A 17907-nucleotide genomic window follows, 5' to 3' on the forward strand; every position below is an offset into this window, starting at 1 on the left:
AATGCATACCAAATATGAGCTCTTAATAGATAAAAAGTCGACATTTTTGCCTCAGACTCAGGCTTTACCATAATTTAAAAACTTTTAAGCCCTAAAATACGTTAAAATATTAGATTGCTTAGCTGCTTTTGGAAATTTGCATGAATTCGAAACTACGTCTTTCTACATACTGGGTTACCTGTGCAGATGGACTTGAAACCTTACTCCAAGAAGAATTGGAAGGTTTAGGTGTTCAAAATATTGAACGCTTTCCAGGACGTTTAGTTTTCCAAGGCACGCTAGAAAATGCATATCGTATTTGTATCTGGTCGCGTTTAGCGTCTCGTGTACTCACACCTATTCATACCCATGAATTGGACTTCACGCATGATGCACGTGATGTGGCAGAAGAGCTGTATGAAGGTGCAATGAACTTTGACTGGTCACTCATTTTTGCACCACAAAGTACATTTGCCATTCGTTTACACGTAGAACGCGACATTAAAGTCAATAGTCAATTCGCGACCTTACGTGTAAAAGACGGTGTGGTCGATTCCTTTATGGAAGCTGTGGGCAAACGCCCAAGTGTTGATATTAAACAGCCAGAAATCACCTTGTACGTGCTTGCGGGTAAAACTGAGCACACTTACTGCCTAGATTTATCAGGTGATTCTTTACATAAACGTGGCTATCGTCACTTTATGACCGATGCACCAATTAAAGAAAACCTTGCAGCAGCAATTTTACAAAAAGCCAAATTACTCCAATGTAATCCAGACATTATTTTAGACCCAATGTGTGGTTCAGGCACATTCATCATTGAAGCACTGATGATGTTGACTGATCGTGCACCCGGTTTAGTACGTCGCTTTGGCTTCAATGGTTGGAATGGTCATAACCATGATTTATGGATGTCGATTAAAGCTGAAGCAACAGAACGTCACCAAGCTGCATTAGAAAAACCTCTACCTCAGTTCTATGCTTATGATGCTGACTGGGAAGCGGTAAAAGCGACCAAGCAAAATATTATTGCCGCAGGTTTTGAGTCATTACTTGATCACATCAAAATTGAAGAACGCACCCTGTCTGACTGGCCTGATTTTGCGGCAATAGGTAAAAAAGCATTTATCGTGACTAACCCTCCTTATGGCGAGCGTTTAGGCGAAAAAGCTTCAAATCGTGCTTTGTACCTAGGTCTATCTGCCCTATTGCAAAAACACTTCCCAAATCAAACAGCAGCCGTGATTGCCTCTCAAATTGAGCAAGCTGACGTTTTAGCCTTTAATGATCCGCAAACCTTACGTTTAATGAATGGTAAATTGCCAATTTACATTCGCTCAGGTCAAATTAAACCCGCTACGGCAACTCAACCTTTCCTTGCTGTTTGGCAGCCACAACAATTTGAAAAAATTGAAGGTGCTGAAGACTTTACCAATCGTTTGCAAAAAAATATACAAGCATTGAAAAAGTGGGCAGTCAAAGAAAATATCTATTGCTTACGTTTATATGATGCCGATCTACCTGACTTTAATGTTGCAGTGGATTTATACGGTGATCGTTTACACGTCCAAGAATATGCACCACCAAAAATCATTGATCCTGAAAAAGCAAAAAAACGTTTTAATTTAGCGCTTGCTTCTATTCGTGCAGTAACAGGTTTAGGTCGCGATGCGATCTTCATTAAAACCCGCGCGCGTCAGGAAGGTAAAACACAGTATGAAAAACAAAGTACTGCATCTAAGCGTTTTATTGTGCAAGAAGGCAAAGCAAAATTCTTAATCAACTTAACGGATTATTTAGATACAGGCTTATTCCTTGATCATCGTCAAATGCGTTTACGTATTGCGGCTGAAGCAAAAGGCAAGCATTTCTTAAACCTGTATAGCTACACCTCTACTGCCAGTGTTCATGCTGCTTTAGGTGGTGCTGCAAGTACCACAAGTGTCGATTTATCGAATACTTATTTGAATTGGTCTAAAGAAAACTTTGTACTCAATGGCTTAACTGTTGATCATGCCGATCAACAACATCAGTTTTTCTCGAGTGACTGTTTTGAATGGTTAAAAGAAGGTCATGAACAATATGACTTGATCTTCATTGACCCACCAACTTTCTCTAACTCGAAAAAGTTCCACGGTACTTTTGACGTGCAACGTGACCATCTGTCATTACTCAAACGCGCAATGAATCGTTTAACGACTGAAGGTACTTTATACTTTTCAAACAACTATCGTGGTTTTGAAATGGATGATGAAATTTTGGCATTCTTTGATGTTGAAGAAATTACCAGTGAAACCATTGGTACTGACTTCAAACGAAATACCAAAATTCACCGTGCATGGAAAATTACACATCCAAAAAGCTAATGCACTGGAGATGAAATATGACCTAGCATTTCATCTCTGCTGAGATTTACTTTGGAAAGTTTTCAGTCATAAAAATGGGACGTATATCGTCCCATTTTTAATGCGCTACATCATCACACAACATTATTCAGTCAGGAACGTTTTCTGCCCATATTTGTATTCAACTGACATTTTCAAAATATCGCCATCACGTTTTAACTGCCCAGATTGCTGCATAGTAGACAACATATTTTCGATATTTTGATCAGACATTGCAGCCCCTCCCTTTTGCATATAATTATTCATTACACTCGACATCATATTTTTATCAAACTGAACATCTGCTTTGTATTCCATTAAACTTGGCATTATTTTTACCATACCCATCATGGTAGATTGATGACTCGGCATAATACGTCCCGTCATACTCGCCTGAGCAACCCCTTCCCCTATAGCAAACTGATTATCTTTTGATTCAAAACGGAAACCTTCATTGATCACAGCCAATAAAGCAGGTTCTATATCTTTCACCAGTGATTCTTTGGCCAAACAACTGTTTTCACTTTTCGCCAAGATATCAAAAAAATTCTGTAATTTTTGTCGATTCAAATCAATCACATTAAAATTCAACTGTACTTTCTGCATTGCTGGCACAAAAGGCATTTTCATTTCATCTAGCCGCAGCAACATTTCAGTGTTTAGAACCCGATCCGTCAACTCGCTTTGAGTTTCTATACTAAAATTCTTAAGTTCAGCATTAGTTGGTTTATTTACATCTCGATCTGACATTTTCAGCAAATCCATCTGAATTTTGGTTTTCCCCGCCTCTAGATACTCACCATTTAGTCCTTGGTTGGTTTCTAGCTTTAACCCAGCCATTTGGAAATGCGAGTTTGTATCTGTTACGGTCAAATTTGGAATTTCAAGTTGTAAATCCAGTATCTTCAACTGTTGGTCTATAGGTTTTGCACGAAATTTTAATTTTATCGGATCTAATCTAGACTGTATTTGGGCTTCATTACGTGTAATTACTGGCGTAGTCAACGTTGCATTCATGTTTCCTAACCAATTGACTGTCGTTTGTACTTTAAGAGGTTCCTTCAACAATGACTGAAGTGCCCCCGGCGCTTGAGTAATTTTAATATCTGAATGAATCGCGTATCCATTCCAACTGCGTTTAATATTATCCTGACCACTCAATTGGATCACTTCTTTCGGTTTACATGGATCAAGTATTAATTCGGCGGTCCAGTTAGCACTACCTTTTAAAGACCCCATGTGAAATTGTTGATATTCTAAACTTAAATTATTTGATTGCTTGCTGCCCTGCTGATAATAAGTTTTCAAACTTTTATCCGCATAAAGATTACCTGCTACTGCGACCACAGTAAGCGTAAGTACGCTCCCAATACCCCACTTTAATTTAGTCATTTTTTCTATCTCAAGTTGCTTATTTGTTATTAAAATTAATTATAAAGAGAACCCTCAAATAAAGATAATCATTTTGCAAATAAAGCACTTAAGTGATATTTTCATCACAAAAATGTGAAAACTTACGTCACATTTTGACTTTAAAATGTCATTTCTAACATTTCTATTCCTCAATAAAAAACCTAGCCGAAGCTAGGTTTTTTATTTTGCGATTGAAAATCGGGTTAAATTTTTAACTCAATTTCATTTTCTCAAACTCAAGATGACCATTTTCACCTTTAATCAAAATAGTATCGCCTGGAAGAAACTCACCACTCAATATTTTTTGTGCCAATGAGTTTTCAACTCGTTGTTGAATTGCACGTTTCAGTGGTCGAGCACCATAGATCGGGTCAAAACCAGCATCTATTAATTGATCAAAAGCACTATCATCTATAGAAAGACTCATGTCTTTTTCGCTTAAACGTGCACGTAAACGATCCAACTGAATATCTGCAATACCTCGAATTTGCTCTTTTTTCAATGAATGGAAAACAACCAATTCATCAATACGGTTAATGAATTCTGGACGGAAATGTTGCGATACTGCATTCATCACCACCGTACGAACTTCTTCCTCCGTAGCACCACCACCTAACTCACGCACATCTTGTGAACCTAGGTTCGAGGTCAACACGATGACTGTATTTTTAAAATCAACGACACGCCCCTGAGAGTCCGTTAAACGGCCATCATCAAGCACCTGTAATAAGATGTTAAATACGTCAGGATGTGCTTTTTCCACTTCATCAAATAGCACTACACTATAGGGTTTACGTCGCACAGCTTCGGTTAAAATACCACCTTCTTCATATCCGACATAGCCAGGAGGTGCACCGACCAAGCGGCTCACAGAATGTTTTTCCATGAATTCACTCATATCGATACGAACCATAGCATCGTCACTATCAAACAAAAAGTTAGCCAAAGCTTTGGTCAATTCAGTTTTACCGACACCTGTTGGTCCAAGGAATAAAAATGAACCACTAGGTCGATTCGGGTCAGATAAGCCTGCACGTGAACGACGAACTGCATTCGATACAGCAACAACCGCTTCATCTTGTCCAACCACACGGTTATGTAAAAAATCTTCCATATGCAAAAGTTTCTCACGTTCACCTTGCAACATTTTTGTGACAGGAATACCCGTTGCAGCGCTGACCACTTCTGCAATTTCATTCTCGGTCACTTTGGTACGAATCAATTTCGGCTCTTCACTACTTTCTTCAGCCACTTCTTCCGCTGCAAGGCGTTTTTGCAATTCAGGAATCACACCATATTGCAAACGGCTTGCTTCAGCCAAATCACCTTCACGCTGTGCTTTTTCAAAAGCAGTTCTGGCTTTATCTAACTCAACTTGAGCTTGATTCGTCCCTTCGACTAAGGTTTTTTCAGCACGCCACACTTCTTCTAAATTGTTATATTCTCGTTGAACTTCTTCAATTTGCTTTTCCAAATATTCAACTTCAACTTTACTGACTGAATCTGCATCTTGTTTCACCGCTTCCAATTGCATTTTCAACTGAATCAGACGTCGATCTAAACGGTCTAATGGCTCAGGTTTCGAGTCAATTTCCATTTTAATCCGTGATGCAGCTTCATCAATCAAATCAATGGCTTTATCTGGTAATTGGCGGTCTGTAATATAACGATGCGACATTTTAGCAGCAGCAATAATCGCCGAATCGAGAATCTGCACACCATGATGTGTTGCATATTTCTCTTTTAAACCACGTAAAATTGCGATGGTGTCTTCAACACTTGGTTCATCGACCAAGACTTTTTGGAAACGACGTTCCAGTGCTGCATCTTTTTCAATATATTGGCGATATTCATCTAAAGTGGTTGCACCGACACAGCGAAGCTCACCACGCGCCAATGCGGGTTTTAACATATTACCTGCATCCATCGCGCCATCGCCCTTACCAGCACCAACAAGCGTATGTAACTCATCAATAAATAAGATGATCTCACCATCATATTTAGCGAGGTCTTTTAGAAGCGCTTTTAAGCGCTCTTCAAACTCACCACGATATTTCGCACCTGCCAGTAACGAACCTAAATCTAAAGATAAAACACGTTTACCTTTCAAGCCCTCAGGCACCTCACCATTAACTATACGTTGTGCCAAGCCTTCTACAATCGCAGTTTTACCAACCCCTGGTTCACCAATAAGCACAGGGTTATTTTTAGTACGACGTGACAAAACTTGAATCGTGCGACGAATTTCTTCGTCTCGCCCAATGACAGGATCAAGTTTGCCAGACATGGCACGCTCAGTTAAATCAATCGTATATTTATTCAAAGAATCTCGTTGATCTTCGTGGTTATTTGCCATAACTTTGTCACCACCTCGTATATTTTCAATTGCTTTACGCAGCTTATCTATCGTTACACCAACACTATGCAGCAGTGTTTTCGTTGCACCTGTTTCAGCGAGCGCCAAAATCACCCAATCTGTAGATAAAAATTCATCCCCTGCTTTTTGTGCAAAACTATCTGCTAGATTCAATGCACGTACAGCTTCTGGATTTAAATTGATATCACCCGTTGGGTTCGCAATCGTTGCTGCATCCTTTAATGCCTGCTGTAACTTTGTTTGAAGGTCGCGTAAATTTGCACCTGCCTGTTGCAGCAAACTGATGTTCGCTGGTTCTTCCAACAAGGCGGATAAAATGTGAATACCTTCAATAGCAGTGTGATCTTTACCCATAGCTAAAGATTGGGCATCTGATAAGGCTTGCTGTAAGCGATTGGTAAATTTTTCAAAACGCATTCTTATTTTCCTCACAACAGATTTTGTACTTGGATAATAGATGGGAATGGTTTGATATTTTTCAACAATTTTATTAAAAAATATTTTTAATTTTCAATAATTAAAGTAATTAAGACAAAAAATAAAACTCAGTTATAATATGGGTCTATATCGCAGGTTTTTCAAGTTCAATTTAATATCTTATGTATCAAATTCTATTCAAAATATATTATCTGACTACGTTTTTAGCCACTGCATAAAACACCATGCATTTGTGCTTGATGGTTTAAAAATTTTATACATCAGATTTATTTGAGCAATGATAATTTTAGTGCAGTTTCAGACAAGAAATTTGATGCATAACAAGTAAATGAGGCTGCTTAACTTTGTTTTTTAAGTTCTGAATTTGGATTGAACTAGGACAATTTTATCAATTTATTGTAAATTTTTAATTTAAAAAAGGTACAACTTATATAATTCTTAGATTTATAAAATGGCAACTCACCTATGAATTGCCATCAATTTTTCATTACTTATTCAGCTTCAATAATTTCAAAATCATGAGTAATTTCAACACCACCATCTGATAACATTTTACTTGCTGAACAGTATTTTTCAGCAGAAAGTTCAACCGCTTTAGCCACCTGTTTTTCTTTTACCGCCTTACCCGTTACGACAAAATGTAAATGGATTTTGGTAAAGACAGCAGGAATACTATCCGCACGATCCGCTTTCAACTGACATACAACCCCTGTCACATCTTGGCGTGATTTCTTTAAGATAGTCACAATATCAAAGGAAGCACACCCACCAAGTCCCATTAATATAAGCTCCATAGGACGTGGACCACGGTTTTCACCACCATATGCCTCAGCCCCATCCATGACAACTTGGTGACCACTCTCTGATTTGGCTTCAAAAGCAACATTCTCTAGCCAATGAACACTTGTTTGCATTGCAACTACCCGAAAAAAGCTATAAATTTACGACGTACCTGTACACTAACATAAATTGAGTTGATACGGAATTTCATCTCTTCTATGTGACAAGTTCAATTTAGGTCTTGTGCGATCTATTTCTTATCCATATTCGGAACCGTTAGGCATGACTGCAAACTTTTCACAACTTAGCACTGATGCGCTTTCTCCTGGTCAGTTACCAGAGTCAGTAAAAGCATTATTAAAACGTGCATATATTAACCGCTATCCAAAACGTACTGCGATTATCGATGCAGGCACTGAATCCAAATCTCTTTATTTGATTTTAAAAGGTTCGGTATCCATTATTTTACGCGAAGATGATGAACGTGAAATTGTAGTTGCGTATTTGAATGCCGGTGACTTTTTTGGGGAAATGGGTTTATTTGAAGCAAATCCACAACGTACTGCAGAAGTTCGTACACGCGACGTATGTGAAATTGCTGAAATTACCTATGAAAATTTTCATGAATTAAGCAAACAATATCCAGACCTTAGCTACGCTGTATTTGCTCAATTGGTGCGCCGTTTAAAAAACACCACACGTAAAGTCACTGACCTTGCATTTATCGATGTATCGGGTCGTATTGCACGTTGTTTGATTGATCTTTCTTCACAACCTGAAGCCATGATTCTCCCAAATGGTCGCCAGATCCGCATTACCCGTCAAGAAATTGGCCGTATTGTGGGTTGTTCGCGTGAAATGGTTGGACGTGTTTTAAAAACACTTGAAGAACAAGGCATGATCGAAACAGATGGTAAAGCCATTCTTATTTTTGATGTTGTACCTGAGGAAGCTAATACTTCTTTAGATAAGGATGATGACGAAGAATAAGTTTTTTTGTTCTGCTACATTCAATAAAAAAGCAAATCTTATGGTTTGCTTTTTTTATGCTTTAATTTTTTATTCTTTTGTAAATATTATGACAAATTTAAAACTATTCATGATTTAACGCTTATCGCTAAATCAGTTAGCCTGATCCCCGATTTCAAATTTCATGCTAAAAATTAAAGGATAAACCTTGATGCAACTTAAACCTTTAGCCAATACAGGCATTTTAGTTCCTGAAATCTGTTTGGGAACCATGACTTTTGGTGAGCAAAATACACAAGCAGAAGCCTTCCAACAACTTGAGTATGCTTTAGATCAAGGTCTCTTTTTTTGGGATACCGCTGAAATGTATCCCGTGCCACCAAAACCCGAAACCCAAGGGGCAACTGAAACAATATTGGGCAATTGGATTGCACAACGCGGTAATCGAGATCAACTATTTATTGCCTCAAAAATAGCAGGTCCCTCACAAGGGGGTAGCCACATCCGTGATGGGCAAACGCGCTTTACAGCAGCAGAAATTGCTTCTGCTATTGATGGCTCGCTACAACGCCTGCAAAGCGATTATATCGACCTCTATCAACTGCATTGGCCACAACGACCAACCAACTTCTTTGGTAAACTCGGTTATGGCAATAGTGAAGCACAGCAAAATAACGAAATTACAGCTTTAGAAGAAACCCTAGTTGCTTTAAGTGATGAAATTAAAAAAGGGCGTATCCGTTATATTGGACTGTCCAATGAAACTCCATGGGGAACCATGAAACTTTTAAACTTGGCAGAAAAGTTAGGTTTACAAAAGTTTGTCAGTGTACAAAATCCTTATAGCCTATTAAACCGTAGCTATGAAATTGGCATGTCAGAAATTGCCCATTATGAAAATGTAGGATTACTAGCCTACTCTCCTTTGGCTTTTGGCTATTTGACGGGTAAATTCCGTCATGGCGCGCGTCCTGCCAATGCACGAGTCACACTATTCTCTCGTTTTAGCCGCTATAGCAACTCAGAAAGTGAATGGGCAACTGAACAATATGCTCAACTTGCAGAGCAACATGACTTAACACTCACACAACTTGCACTGGCATTTATCAAGCAACAGTTCTTTGTGACTAGTACTATTATCGATGCAACAAATTTAGAGCAACTAAAAGAAAATATCCAAGCTTTTAACATTGATTTATCGGCAGAAATTTTGCAAGGCATTGAGGAGATCCATCGTCAACAGCCCAATCCTGCGCCATAAGCATAAATCTCCTTCTCCCTGTGGGATGAGGAATATATTCCGTAAGGGGATGAGGATATAAAAATTAAAAAAGGATGCTTATCGCATCCTTTTTTGAACCTAACAACTTATCTTAACGCTTGTTATAAAGCGCTTGAGCAGCAGGTATATTTTTACGCATTACCTCAATACGTTGGCTATTTGAAGGATGAGTAGACAAGAAGGATGAACCACCTGCACCATCCAATTTATTCATTTTTTCCCAAAGGCTAATTGCTGCCTGTGGGTTATAACCTGCACGTGCCATAAGCATCAATCCACCTTGGTCAGCACGGCTTTCAAGACTACGCGAATAAGGTAAACCTACGCCCACTTGCGCGCCTAACTGAGCAGCAGCAGCCCCCAATTGACCAACATTACTACCCGCAGCACTTAAACCAATGTTTAGCGCTAAATCAGTTAGGGCTTGCGCGCCAATTTTATTTTTAGAATGTTCCTCTAAAGCATGCACCATCTCATGCCCCATAACTGCCGCAATTTCTGCATCGGTAAGGTTTAGCTTATTGACAATACCGGTATAGAACACGACTTTACCACCTGGTGCTACATACGCATTTACCTGATCAGATTTTAAAACTGCCAATTGCCAATTAAACTTCTGACCCGTTTGGTTAATTTGATCTGCATACGGTTTTAAACGCAAAAATACAGTATTAATACGTTTATACGTTGTTGATGAAGTGTCTAAGGTTTTATTTGTGCTTGCTTCTTGCACTGTTTTATTAAAGCCTTGTGCCGCAGTCACATTTAATGTAGATGAATCCGCCCCTGCCATTTCTGCTACCGTCGTACAACCTGACAAAGTGATCACACTTGCTGCACACAAACTTAAAATAAACTTGCTATTCATTATAATAATCTCCGCCTTAAAATAGATATCCGTTTTAACGCGATTATATGGAATTATGGATCAGCTTTAAATTATTATTCAATCCATATTCATATCATTTATGTAACCGTACTTATTTAAGAAATTGAAAACTAAGCCAATAAATCAGACACAAAGCATTCAAAACCAAATACACTTGGCAAAGTGGTTTGATTTTTTGCTCAAGCTGATCATTTTTTCTTTTAAAAAATAAAAATGCGTTTTGAATTAAAATTAGTGGTACTAAAATACAAGCAATAATAACGCTTAAACCAATAAATACCCCATAAATAATATTAGGATCTTGAGTCTGTACTTGAATAATCAGCATCGCAATGGTCGGCGCTCCACCCATTGCAAAAAGTAAGGAATAAAAAATCGTTCCTGAAATATTTTTATGCATCCGTACAACCTGCTATTCATCTTATGTTTTGTATTTTAGCAACTGCTAATGATTTAAACAGTATTCTCTGATGCAACTTTAGTCTTGCAGAGATTTATGCAAATATATATCCACTTATCACCTTGTTAAAAATAGTGAATATAAAAAAGCCTTACATATTGCAAGGCTTTTTTACCATCGTCCTATTTGCTTAAATTAAGCAGTAAAAGGATGACGTAATACGATGGTTTCTTCGCGATCTGGACCCGTTGAAACGATGTCGATTGGACATTCAATTAACTGCTCAATGCGTTTTACATAAGCAATTGCATTTGCTGGCAATTGTTCCATGCTTTTCGCACCGAAAGTCGATTCAGACCAGCCAGGCAAGGTTTCGTAGATTGGTTTTAACGCTTCAAATGCCAGTGCATCAGAAGAACCAACACAACCAGAATCCGCAGCTTCATAACCGATACAGATTTTTATTTCTTCTAAACCATCAAGCACGTCAAGTTTAGTTAAGCAAATACCAGAAAGTGAGTTTACATCTACAGAGCGACGTAAAATTTCTGCATCAAACCAACCACAACGGCGTTGACGACCAGTAGACGCACCAAATTCAGAACCTTTAGTTCCGAGGTGTTTACCAATTGCATCACCTACGTCATTTGCAGCATCATAAACCAACTCTGTTGGGAATGGACCTGCGCCTACACGTGTTGTGTATGCTTTCGTGATACCAAGCACATAGTCAAGGTGTAATGGACCTAAACCTGAACCTGAGCTTACGCCACCAGCAGTTGTGTTTGAAGATGTTACATACGGATATGTACCATGGTCGACATCAAGAAGTGAGCCTTGAGCGCCCTCAAACATGATATTTTCACCGTTTTTACGGTAGTTATGCAATTCAGTTGTTACATCCACAACAAGTGGAGCTACAACTTCACGCCATTGGTCGCAAAGCGCAAGTACATCTTCAAGATTAACTGCTTCTACACCGTAGAATTGAGTTAATTGGAAGTTATGATATTCAAGTAGCTCTTCAAGTTGAGCTTTAAGATGTTCACCACCACGTACTAAGTCAGCAACACGAATTGCACGGCGTGCAACTTTATCTTCATACGCTGGACCAATACCACGACCAGTCGTACCAATTTTCGCATTACCACGTTTTTTCTCACGTGCTTGGTCAAGTGCAATATGGTTCGGAAGAATTAAAGGACAGTTTGGAGAGATACGTAAACGTTCTTTAACAGGCACGCCTTCTTTTTCAAGAATAGCCATTTCTTCAATTAGTGCAGCAGGTGAAAGCACAACACCATTACCAATTAAGCAAAGTACGTTTTCACGTAAAATACCAGATGGAATGAGGTGTAATACAGTTTTCTTACCACCAACCACGAGTGTATGACCAGCGTTATGTCCGCCTTGGTAACGAACTACCGCAGCCGCTTGATCTGTGAGCAGGTCGACAATCTTACCTTTACCTTCGTCGCCCCATTGGGTACCAAGTACCACAACATTTTTGCCCATAATAGCCTCATTGCATCATGCTGTTAAAATTGAAAACTTGAATTAGTCACTTGAAACTAATTCACGTCATTAAATCTTTTCGACTTTCCACTCACCTACCACATTCACCAATTGATGAGTTGCATGTGGTACTGAGTTTAAACTGTCATTTCCAAGTAACTGAATTACACCAAAGCCTTGTGTACGTGCATTCGAAATTGCTTCAAGCAAATCGGGCGCTGTACCCTTCGGTGCAACAACTACATTTAAATCTGTAAATTGACCTGCGCTTAAAGCATATAAGTCACAACTAAAACCTGTTGCAGGACGGGCACGACCAAAATGCTGACCAATGCCGTCATAACGACCACCTTGTGCTAGTGGAGCAGCGCGGTTTGGTGCATACACTGCATACATTAAACCAGTGTGATAATGATATGAACGCAACTCTACAACATCAATACCAATGTGCAGATTTGGCCAACGTGATTGAATTTCGATTTGCGTCGTTTTCAATACATCAAATGCGTGCTTAAAGGCTTCATCCGCTAATATTTCAGCACTTAAATGTGTCTGTAACGCATCTAAATCACTTGAATAACGACCAAGCGTATAAAAATCTGAACCAAATTTTAATTCTTGAGTAAATTCTGCAAGCTCAGGCAGTGCTTTACGCTGATACAAATCCGAAAGATGACTTTCAACAGCCTTAGTCAAACCCGCATGTTTAACTAAACTACGGAATAATCCAACGTGCCCTAAATCTAAATGAATACCTGCTGCCAAGCCTGCTTTTTCAAGCAAGCTCAACATGACATCAACCATTTCTACATCAGCATCTATGCTGTCTGAACCAAATAGTTCTGCACCCAATTGTAATGGTGAACGTGTGGTATTAAACCCTTGTGGTTTAGTATGTAAAACCGTTCCTGCATAGCAGTAACGAGCCACACCTTCTACTGGATGTACATGCGCATCAATACGAGCCACTTGTGGTGTCATATCGGCACGCACACCAAGTAAACGACCAGAAAGCTGATCGATCACTTTAAAAGTAGCTAAGTCTAAATCTTGATTCGATTCTGAAAGAGAAGATAGAGATTCGATGTATTCAATAAATGGCGTGTACACCAATTGATAACCTCGAGATGCGAGGAAATCTAGTGCATCACGACGCAAAGTTTCAATCACTTGCGCCTGTTCTGGTAATACATCAGCTACACCATCAGGTAATAACCATGTCTCTGAAATGGGCATGTTGTAAACCTAAATTCTGTCAGCGCGGAACGAATCCGCATAAAAAAATCGGGAGCACACCCGATTTCTCCTAGTCTAGCACGATAGTTTTAGCTGTGCACCTGACTTTTTCAGAAAAAATGGCGAATACTTATTGTTTAATCAACATGAAATTATTCAAATTTATGAAACAATCAATCACTAGAAAATTCAACATCTAGGCAAAAACACAATCATACAAAAAGCAAGTTATCCGTCTAAAGGTAAGGCTGTTGTTTGCTTAATTTTTTGTAAAGGAATCTCAGTTTTGACATTTTGGATTCCTGCAATTTTATTTAAATGATGAATTTGAAACTGACGATAAGCAGCTAGGTCAGCAACTACAATCCTTAAAAAGAAATCACAATCTCCTGCCATAAGCTGACACTCAACTACCTCAGGCATATCATGCACAGCATCTACAAACTGGTTTACAGTTTCTGCATCTTGTCCTTTCAACCAAATTCGTGCAAAAACAGTTAACGCAAGATTGACTTTTGTCGGATCAACCAAAGCCACGTATTTTTCAATAATGCCATCATCTTCTAACTGTTTAACGCGCCGTAAACATGGCGATGCCGACAAACCAACAATTTGAGCCAATTCATTATTTTGTAGCTTACCGTTGTGCTGCAAGGCTTTTAGTATGCGCTTATCAATATGATCCATCACCAACCACCAGAGCACTAAATTTCAATTAAATATAATTTAACGCTATTTAATACTATTTAAAACCAAAATCAAGCTAATTTAAGTGAAAAATACCCCATAAATTATCATAAAATATTTTTCTAAATTTAATTCATCCTGTCAGGCCAAACCTTATGTTTACGTTAAAAAATATCACTCAAGATCTAACGTACTCACAGGACTTCACTGAATTTAAACGTGGCGTAAAAATATCAATCCCGATGCTGTTAGGGATTATTCCCTTTGCTTTAGTGCTAGGCGCACAAGCCACGCAAAAAGGCTTTTCTTTTATTGAAGTGCCTTTATTTACAGGGTTAAATTTTGCAGGTGGTTCAGAATTTGCCATTTTAGAATTGTGGACCAATCCACCCAATATTTTAATGCTGATGTTCATTACTTTTTTAGTCAATAGTCGCCATTTACTTATGGGTGCAAGCCTAGTGCCCTACCTCAGACATTTACCCAATAAACAGGTTTTCCCCGCTTTATTTTTTATGTGTGATGAAAGTTGGGCTGTTGCCTTGGCGGATGCACAAAAAAGACAAGCTCAGACTGGCATCAATCATGCCTTTAATCTGTCTTTTTACGCAGGTCTTTGTTTTGCTCTTTACCTTATGTGGGTTGGATTCACTGCATTAGGCAGCGCAATTGGACCCATTTTAGGCGATGCCTCACGTTTTGGCTTTGACATGGCATTTCCCGCAGTATTCTTAGTATTATTACGCGGTATGTGGAAAGGTTTACACGCAGCGCGACCATGGTTGGTCAGTTTAGTCACGGCTGCACTGGCATATTTATATTTACCCCAAGGCTGGCATGTCCCGATTGGAGCGATCACTGGTATTGCTTCTGCTTATTGGTTGTTAGGAGATAAAGCGTGATTCATTCAGCGACCCTCATTGCCATTTTATGCATTGCAATCACCACCTATTTAACACGTGTTTTAGGTTATGTCTTACTTAAAAATAAAACCCTCACACCTCGCCAGAAACAAATCTTAGAAGTGGTTCCCGGCTGTGTACTTATATCAGTGATTGCGCCTTATTTTGTCAAAGACAACCCTGCCGACTTACTGGCGATTGTGATTACACTGCTTGCCGCTTCACGCTTTTCTTTATTACCCACAGTGTTGATTAGCATGGGATCAGCAGCAGTTTTAAGATTTCTGCTTATTTAAGGTGATTTAAATCGTAAAAATTGCAATTAGAGTGATGATCTATCAGACGAATTAACTGCCTTTGCCAACACCCCAACCAGTTCAGCATTTTGTAACTCAACCTGACTTAATCTAGCCGTGGTTTTATCTAACATTTCTTGCTGAAGATGCATTTTTTTGGCCAAATCCTGCATAATTTCCAAGGTCTTTTTTAAGTTTTCTTCTAAGTGAATGACTTTTTCTTCAAGTTTTTGATTAAGTTCAGTTTCACTCAATACATCAGTTTGATTCTTTATTTGTACCCAAATCAAAAAAATCACGGCTATAGCTAAAAGCAGAATAAAACCCCATATAAATATCAACATAGTATTCATTTCTCTTATTTAGTTGTTATTCACTATCATAACCAAATTAATGATCTAAAATTTAAAAAATTCGTTTAAGTTCAGCAACTATTTTGATTTACTCAGAATGCCTAACTAACAAATGAGATACCCCACAAATTTATAAAAAAATGCTTCCCAAACAACCTCGATCAATTGTATTTTTACCCACCAACAACACTATATAAATTGTCAGTTATGACAATTAAAAAATAATCATTACTTACCAAGAATTCATACTGCCAATATCTCGGGGTCTACACTTACCATGGAACTTCACAGCAACTTATACTTTAAGCATCCTAACCCAGAAATCATGAATAAATTAGATCGCCTCTTTCAAGAACATCAGGGCAATACTGAAATATTCAAACAAATTGCACTCACCATCAATCCAACCGAAGGTGAAGAACTTGCTCAAGACATCATTGATCAAGTGGATCAGGTTGAATATGATTTAGGGCCAGAATCACTGTACCGTTTTGAAGGGTTTTCGGTTGCCCACTTTGTGCATGGTTCATCGGGCGATGAATTTATGGAAGCCATTTTAAACTTTTTAAAAAGTTTAGTTCCTGACATTCATACACAAGCTTGGGGTTGTGGTGATGATGACCCTTGGGAATTTTGGTTTAAATTTGAAGGCAATGAACTTATTCGTGAAGATGATGAGCCCCTCAATGACCCCGAGGAAGATCAACACATCAAATCTTCAATATATGCATGGTGGCACAAAGGCATGCCAGAAGAGATCAAGGAAGGTTTCTTAAATGATCCAAATTACATCAGTGAAGAAGAATAATCTCGCTTCGACAAAGACAGGTTGAACATTGACCTGTCTTTATTCTTATATAGTTGCTATGTAAAGGATTCACATAAATCAAGTAAGCGATTAGCATAACCCCATTCGTTGTCATACCACGCAAAAACTTTAGCCTGATGTCCAACCACCATGGTTTGATTCAAATCCACCACCAAAGAATAGGGCGAATGATTAAAGTCTGACGAAACCAGTGGCTCATCTGTCACATCCATAATTTCAGCATAATCATGACGTGCAGCCTTAACCAACACTTCATTAAGTTTATGCGCTGTGATATGCGATTGCGAAATAAAAGTTAAGTCGATGGCTGCCACATTAATGGTCGGTACACGAATGGAATAACCATCCATACGATCTGCCATTTTTGGCATCACCTGTTTTAGAGCACCCAAGGCTGACGATGTCGTAGGAATAATATTTTGCCCCGAAGCACGCGCACGACGTAAATCACGATGAGCATGATCTAGTACGGATTGATCTGCTGTGACGGCATGAATTTCGGTCATTAAAGCGGTATCAATGCCAAAAGCATCATCAATGATTTTGACTAGAGGAACCAATGCTTGTGTGGTACACGATACACTAGAAATAATTTGATCGGTGCTTTTCACTTCATGATGGTTGACACCATAGACAATCGCGGCATCCACACTATCAAAGGGAGCCGCACCAATAATGACCCGCTTCGCCCCTGCTGTAATATGTTTTGTGGCAGCTTCACGAGAGCGAAATAAACCCGTACATTCAAGTACAACATCAATATTTAAATCATTCCAAGGCAATAATTCTGGATTTTCTTGGCAAAAGACTTTTACTTTTAACTGCGCCAAACCCGCTGAAATATGCAAAAAAATCTGTTCATTTTCCCATAACACTTCAACTTTACCTTGAAAGCGCCCATGGGTTGTATCGTATTTAAATAAATGAATTAAAGTCTCTACATCTGCAATATCATTAATCGCCACAATGTCAAAATGAAAATCTTTAGGATTTTCAAACCAAGCACGTAATACATTGCGACCAATTCGCCCGAAACCATTAATGGCTACTCGTTGCATTAGATATCCTTAACTCTTGGGTAGATGTAAACACTTGTATATGTTAATGGATTTCGACTGAATATCGATACCATTTCTTCACATCTGCTGATGAATATTATGCGTCAATAACACTGACTT

The 17907-nt window shown here is 38.7% G+C and carries 16 protein-coding genes; 6 read left to right on the forward strand and 10 right to left on the reverse strand.

The features are described from left to right. Positions 1 to 140 precede the first annotated feature (140 nt). The gene (rlmKL, locus tag B9T25_RS10210) at positions 141 to 2345 is read left to right on the forward strand and encodes a bifunctional 23S rRNA (guanine(2069)-N(7))-methyltransferase RlmK/23S rRNA (guanine(2445)-N(2))-methyltransferase RlmL (RefSeq protein WP_086188319.1); all 2205 of its coding nucleotides are present in this window, start codon (positions 141 to 143) and stop codon (positions 2343 to 2345) included. Positions 2346 to 2468: 123 nt separating this feature from the next. Here the strand turns inward: rlmKL and B9T25_RS10215 are convergent, their stop codons facing one another. From B9T25_RS10215 to B9T25_RS10225, 3 genes are all read right to left on the reverse strand, one after another. Then, positions 2469 to 3755, reverse strand: coding sequence for a DUF945 family protein (locus B9T25_RS10215; RefSeq protein WP_086188320.1), 1287 nt, complete (start codon positions 3753 to 3755; stop codon positions 2469 to 2471). Positions 3756 to 3987: 232 nt separating this feature from the next. Beyond that, positions 3988 to 6570 (reverse strand): ATP-dependent chaperone ClpB, encoded by a 2583-nt coding sequence (gene clpB / locus B9T25_RS10220; RefSeq protein WP_086188321.1) that lies wholly within the window; start codon positions 6568 to 6570, stop codon positions 3988 to 3990. A gap of 512 nt (positions 6571 to 7082) precedes the next feature. Beyond that, positions 7083 to 7505 carry an OsmC family protein gene (locus B9T25_RS10225; protein WP_086188322.1) on the reverse strand — a complete coding sequence of 141 codons (423 nt, stop codon included), beginning with the start codon at positions 7503 to 7505 and terminating at the stop codon, positions 7083 to 7085. A 148-nt stretch (positions 7506 to 7653) separates the two neighbouring features. Between B9T25_RS10225 and crp the strand changes: the two genes are divergently transcribed. Continuing rightward, positions 7654 to 8361 (forward strand): cAMP-activated global transcriptional regulator CRP, encoded by a 708-nt coding sequence (gene crp / locus B9T25_RS10230; protein ID WP_086188323.1) that lies wholly within the window; start codon positions 7654 to 7656, stop codon positions 8359 to 8361. A gap of 190 nt (positions 8362 to 8551) precedes the next feature. Beyond that, positions 8552 to 9601, forward strand: coding sequence for an NADP(H)-dependent aldo-keto reductase (locus tag B9T25_RS10235; RefSeq protein ID WP_086188324.1), 1050 nt, complete (start codon positions 8552 to 8554; stop codon positions 9599 to 9601). A gap of 112 nt (positions 9602 to 9713) precedes the next feature. Here the strand turns inward: B9T25_RS10235 and B9T25_RS10240 are convergent, their stop codons facing one another. From B9T25_RS10240 to B9T25_RS10260, 5 genes are all read right to left on the reverse strand, one after another. Beyond that, positions 9714 to 10490 carry a M48 family metallopeptidase gene (locus B9T25_RS10240; RefSeq protein ID WP_086188325.1) on the reverse strand — a complete coding sequence of 259 codons (777 nt, stop codon included), beginning with the start codon at positions 10488 to 10490 and terminating at the stop codon, positions 9714 to 9716. Between the two features lie 112 nt (positions 10491 to 10602). After that, positions 10603 to 10911: a hypothetical protein gene (locus B9T25_RS10245; protein WP_086188326.1), complete on the reverse strand. Its 309-nt coding sequence runs from the start codon at positions 10909 to 10911 to the stop codon at positions 10603 to 10605. A gap of 195 nt (positions 10912 to 11106) precedes the next feature. Continuing rightward, positions 11107 to 12426: an adenylosuccinate synthase gene (locus tag B9T25_RS10250; RefSeq protein WP_086188327.1), complete on the reverse strand. Its 1320-nt coding sequence runs from the start codon at positions 12424 to 12426 to the stop codon at positions 11107 to 11109. Positions 12427 to 12495: 69 nt separating this feature from the next. Then, positions 12496 to 13662 (reverse strand): ATP phosphoribosyltransferase regulatory subunit, encoded by a 1167-nt coding sequence (locus B9T25_RS10255; protein ID WP_086188328.1) that lies wholly within the window; start codon positions 13660 to 13662, stop codon positions 12496 to 12498. A 228-nt stretch (positions 13663 to 13890) separates the two neighbouring features. Then, positions 13891 to 14349, reverse strand: a complete 459-nt coding sequence (locus B9T25_RS10260) for an Lrp/AsnC family transcriptional regulator (protein ID WP_086188329.1) — start codon at positions 14347 to 14349, stop codon at positions 13891 to 13893. A 155-nt stretch (positions 14350 to 14504) separates the two neighbouring features. Here B9T25_RS10260 and B9T25_RS10265 point away from each other — a divergent pair, with 155 nt between their 5' ends. Next, on the forward strand, positions 14505 to 15251 hold the full coding sequence (locus tag B9T25_RS10265; protein ID WP_086188330.1) for an AzlC family ABC transporter permease: 747 nt from the start codon (positions 14505 to 14507) through the stop codon (positions 15249 to 15251). Continuing rightward, entirely contained in the window at positions 15248 to 15547 is a 300-nt protein-coding gene (locus B9T25_RS10270) for an AzlD family protein (protein WP_086188331.1), read from the forward strand. The genes B9T25_RS10265 and B9T25_RS10270 overlap by 4 nt, the downstream gene beginning before the upstream one ends. Positions 15548 to 15573: 26 nt before the next feature. On the opposite strand, the gene B9T25_RS10275 is transcribed toward B9T25_RS10270, so the two are convergent. Beyond that, entirely contained in the window at positions 15574 to 15891 is a 318-nt protein-coding gene (locus tag B9T25_RS10275) for a hypothetical protein (protein WP_171262765.1), read from the reverse strand. Positions 15892 to 16177: 286 nt separating this feature from the next. Between B9T25_RS10275 and B9T25_RS10280 the strand changes: the two genes are divergently transcribed. Beyond that, the gene (locus B9T25_RS10280) at positions 16178 to 16708 is read left to right on the forward strand and encodes a hypothetical protein (protein ID WP_086188332.1); all 531 of its coding nucleotides are present in this window, start codon (positions 16178 to 16180) and stop codon (positions 16706 to 16708) included. 56 nt (positions 16709 to 16764) lie between these two features. Here the strand turns inward: B9T25_RS10280 and B9T25_RS10285 are convergent, their stop codons facing one another. Beyond that, entirely contained in the window at positions 16765 to 17787 is a 1023-nt protein-coding gene (locus B9T25_RS10285) for a type I glyceraldehyde-3-phosphate dehydrogenase (protein ID WP_086188333.1), read from the reverse strand. Positions 17788 to 17907: the final 120 nt, after the last annotated feature.

Origin of the sequence: Acinetobacter sp. ANC 4470, assembly GCF_002135335.1 — a bacterium.
GTDB lineage: Bacteria > Pseudomonadota > Gammaproteobacteria > Pseudomonadales > Moraxellaceae > Acinetobacter.

Coding starts and splice junctions, on each gene's coding strand:
- B9T25_RS10245 (WP_086188326.1), bottom strand. CDS start 10,911: ATGCATAAAAATATTTCAGGAACGATTTTTTATTCCTTACTTTTTGCA.
- B9T25_RS10255 (WP_086188328.1), bottom strand. CDS start 13,662: ATGCCCATTTCAGAGACATGGTTATTACCTGATGGTGTAGCTGATGTA.
- B9T25_RS10250 (WP_086188327.1), bottom strand. CDS start 12,426: ATGGGCAAAAATGTTGTGGTACTTGGTACCCAATGGGGCGACGAAGGT.
- B9T25_RS10260 (WP_086188329.1), bottom strand. CDS start 14,349: ATGGATCATATTGATAAGCGCATACTAAAAGCCTTGCAGCACAACGGT.
- B9T25_RS10285 (WP_086188333.1), bottom strand. CDS start 17,787: ATGCAACGAGTAGCCATTAATGGTTTCGGGCGAATTGGTCGCAATGTA.
- rlmKL (WP_086188319.1), top strand. CDS start 141: ATGAATTCGAAACTACGTCTTTCTACATACTGGGTTACCTGTGCAGAT.
- B9T25_RS10235 (WP_086188324.1), top strand. CDS start 8,552: ATGCAACTTAAACCTTTAGCCAATACAGGCATTTTAGTTCCTGAAATC.
- B9T25_RS10265 (WP_086188330.1), top strand. CDS start 14,505: ATGTTTACGTTAAAAAATATCACTCAAGATCTAACGTACTCACAGGAC.
- clpB (WP_086188321.1), bottom strand. CDS start 6,570: ATGCGTTTTGAAAAATTTACCAATCGCTTACAGCAAGCCTTATCAGAT.
- B9T25_RS10225 (WP_086188322.1), bottom strand. CDS start 7,505: ATGCAAACAAGTGTTCATTGGCTAGAGAATGTTGCTTTTGAAGCCAAA.
- B9T25_RS10275 (WP_171262765.1), bottom strand. CDS start 15,891: ATGTTGATATTTATATGGGGTTTTATTCTGCTTTTAGCTATAGCCGTG.
- B9T25_RS10215 (WP_086188320.1), bottom strand. CDS start 3,755: ATGACTAAATTAAAGTGGGGTATTGGGAGCGTACTTACGCTTACTGTG.
- B9T25_RS10280 (WP_086188332.1), top strand. CDS start 16,178: ATGGAACTTCACAGCAACTTATACTTTAAGCATCCTAACCCAGAAATC.
- crp (WP_086188323.1), top strand. CDS start 7,654: ATGACTGCAAACTTTTCACAACTTAGCACTGATGCGCTTTCTCCTGGT.
- B9T25_RS10240 (WP_086188325.1), bottom strand. CDS start 10,490: ATGAATAGCAAGTTTATTTTAAGTTTGTGTGCAGCAAGTGTGATCACT.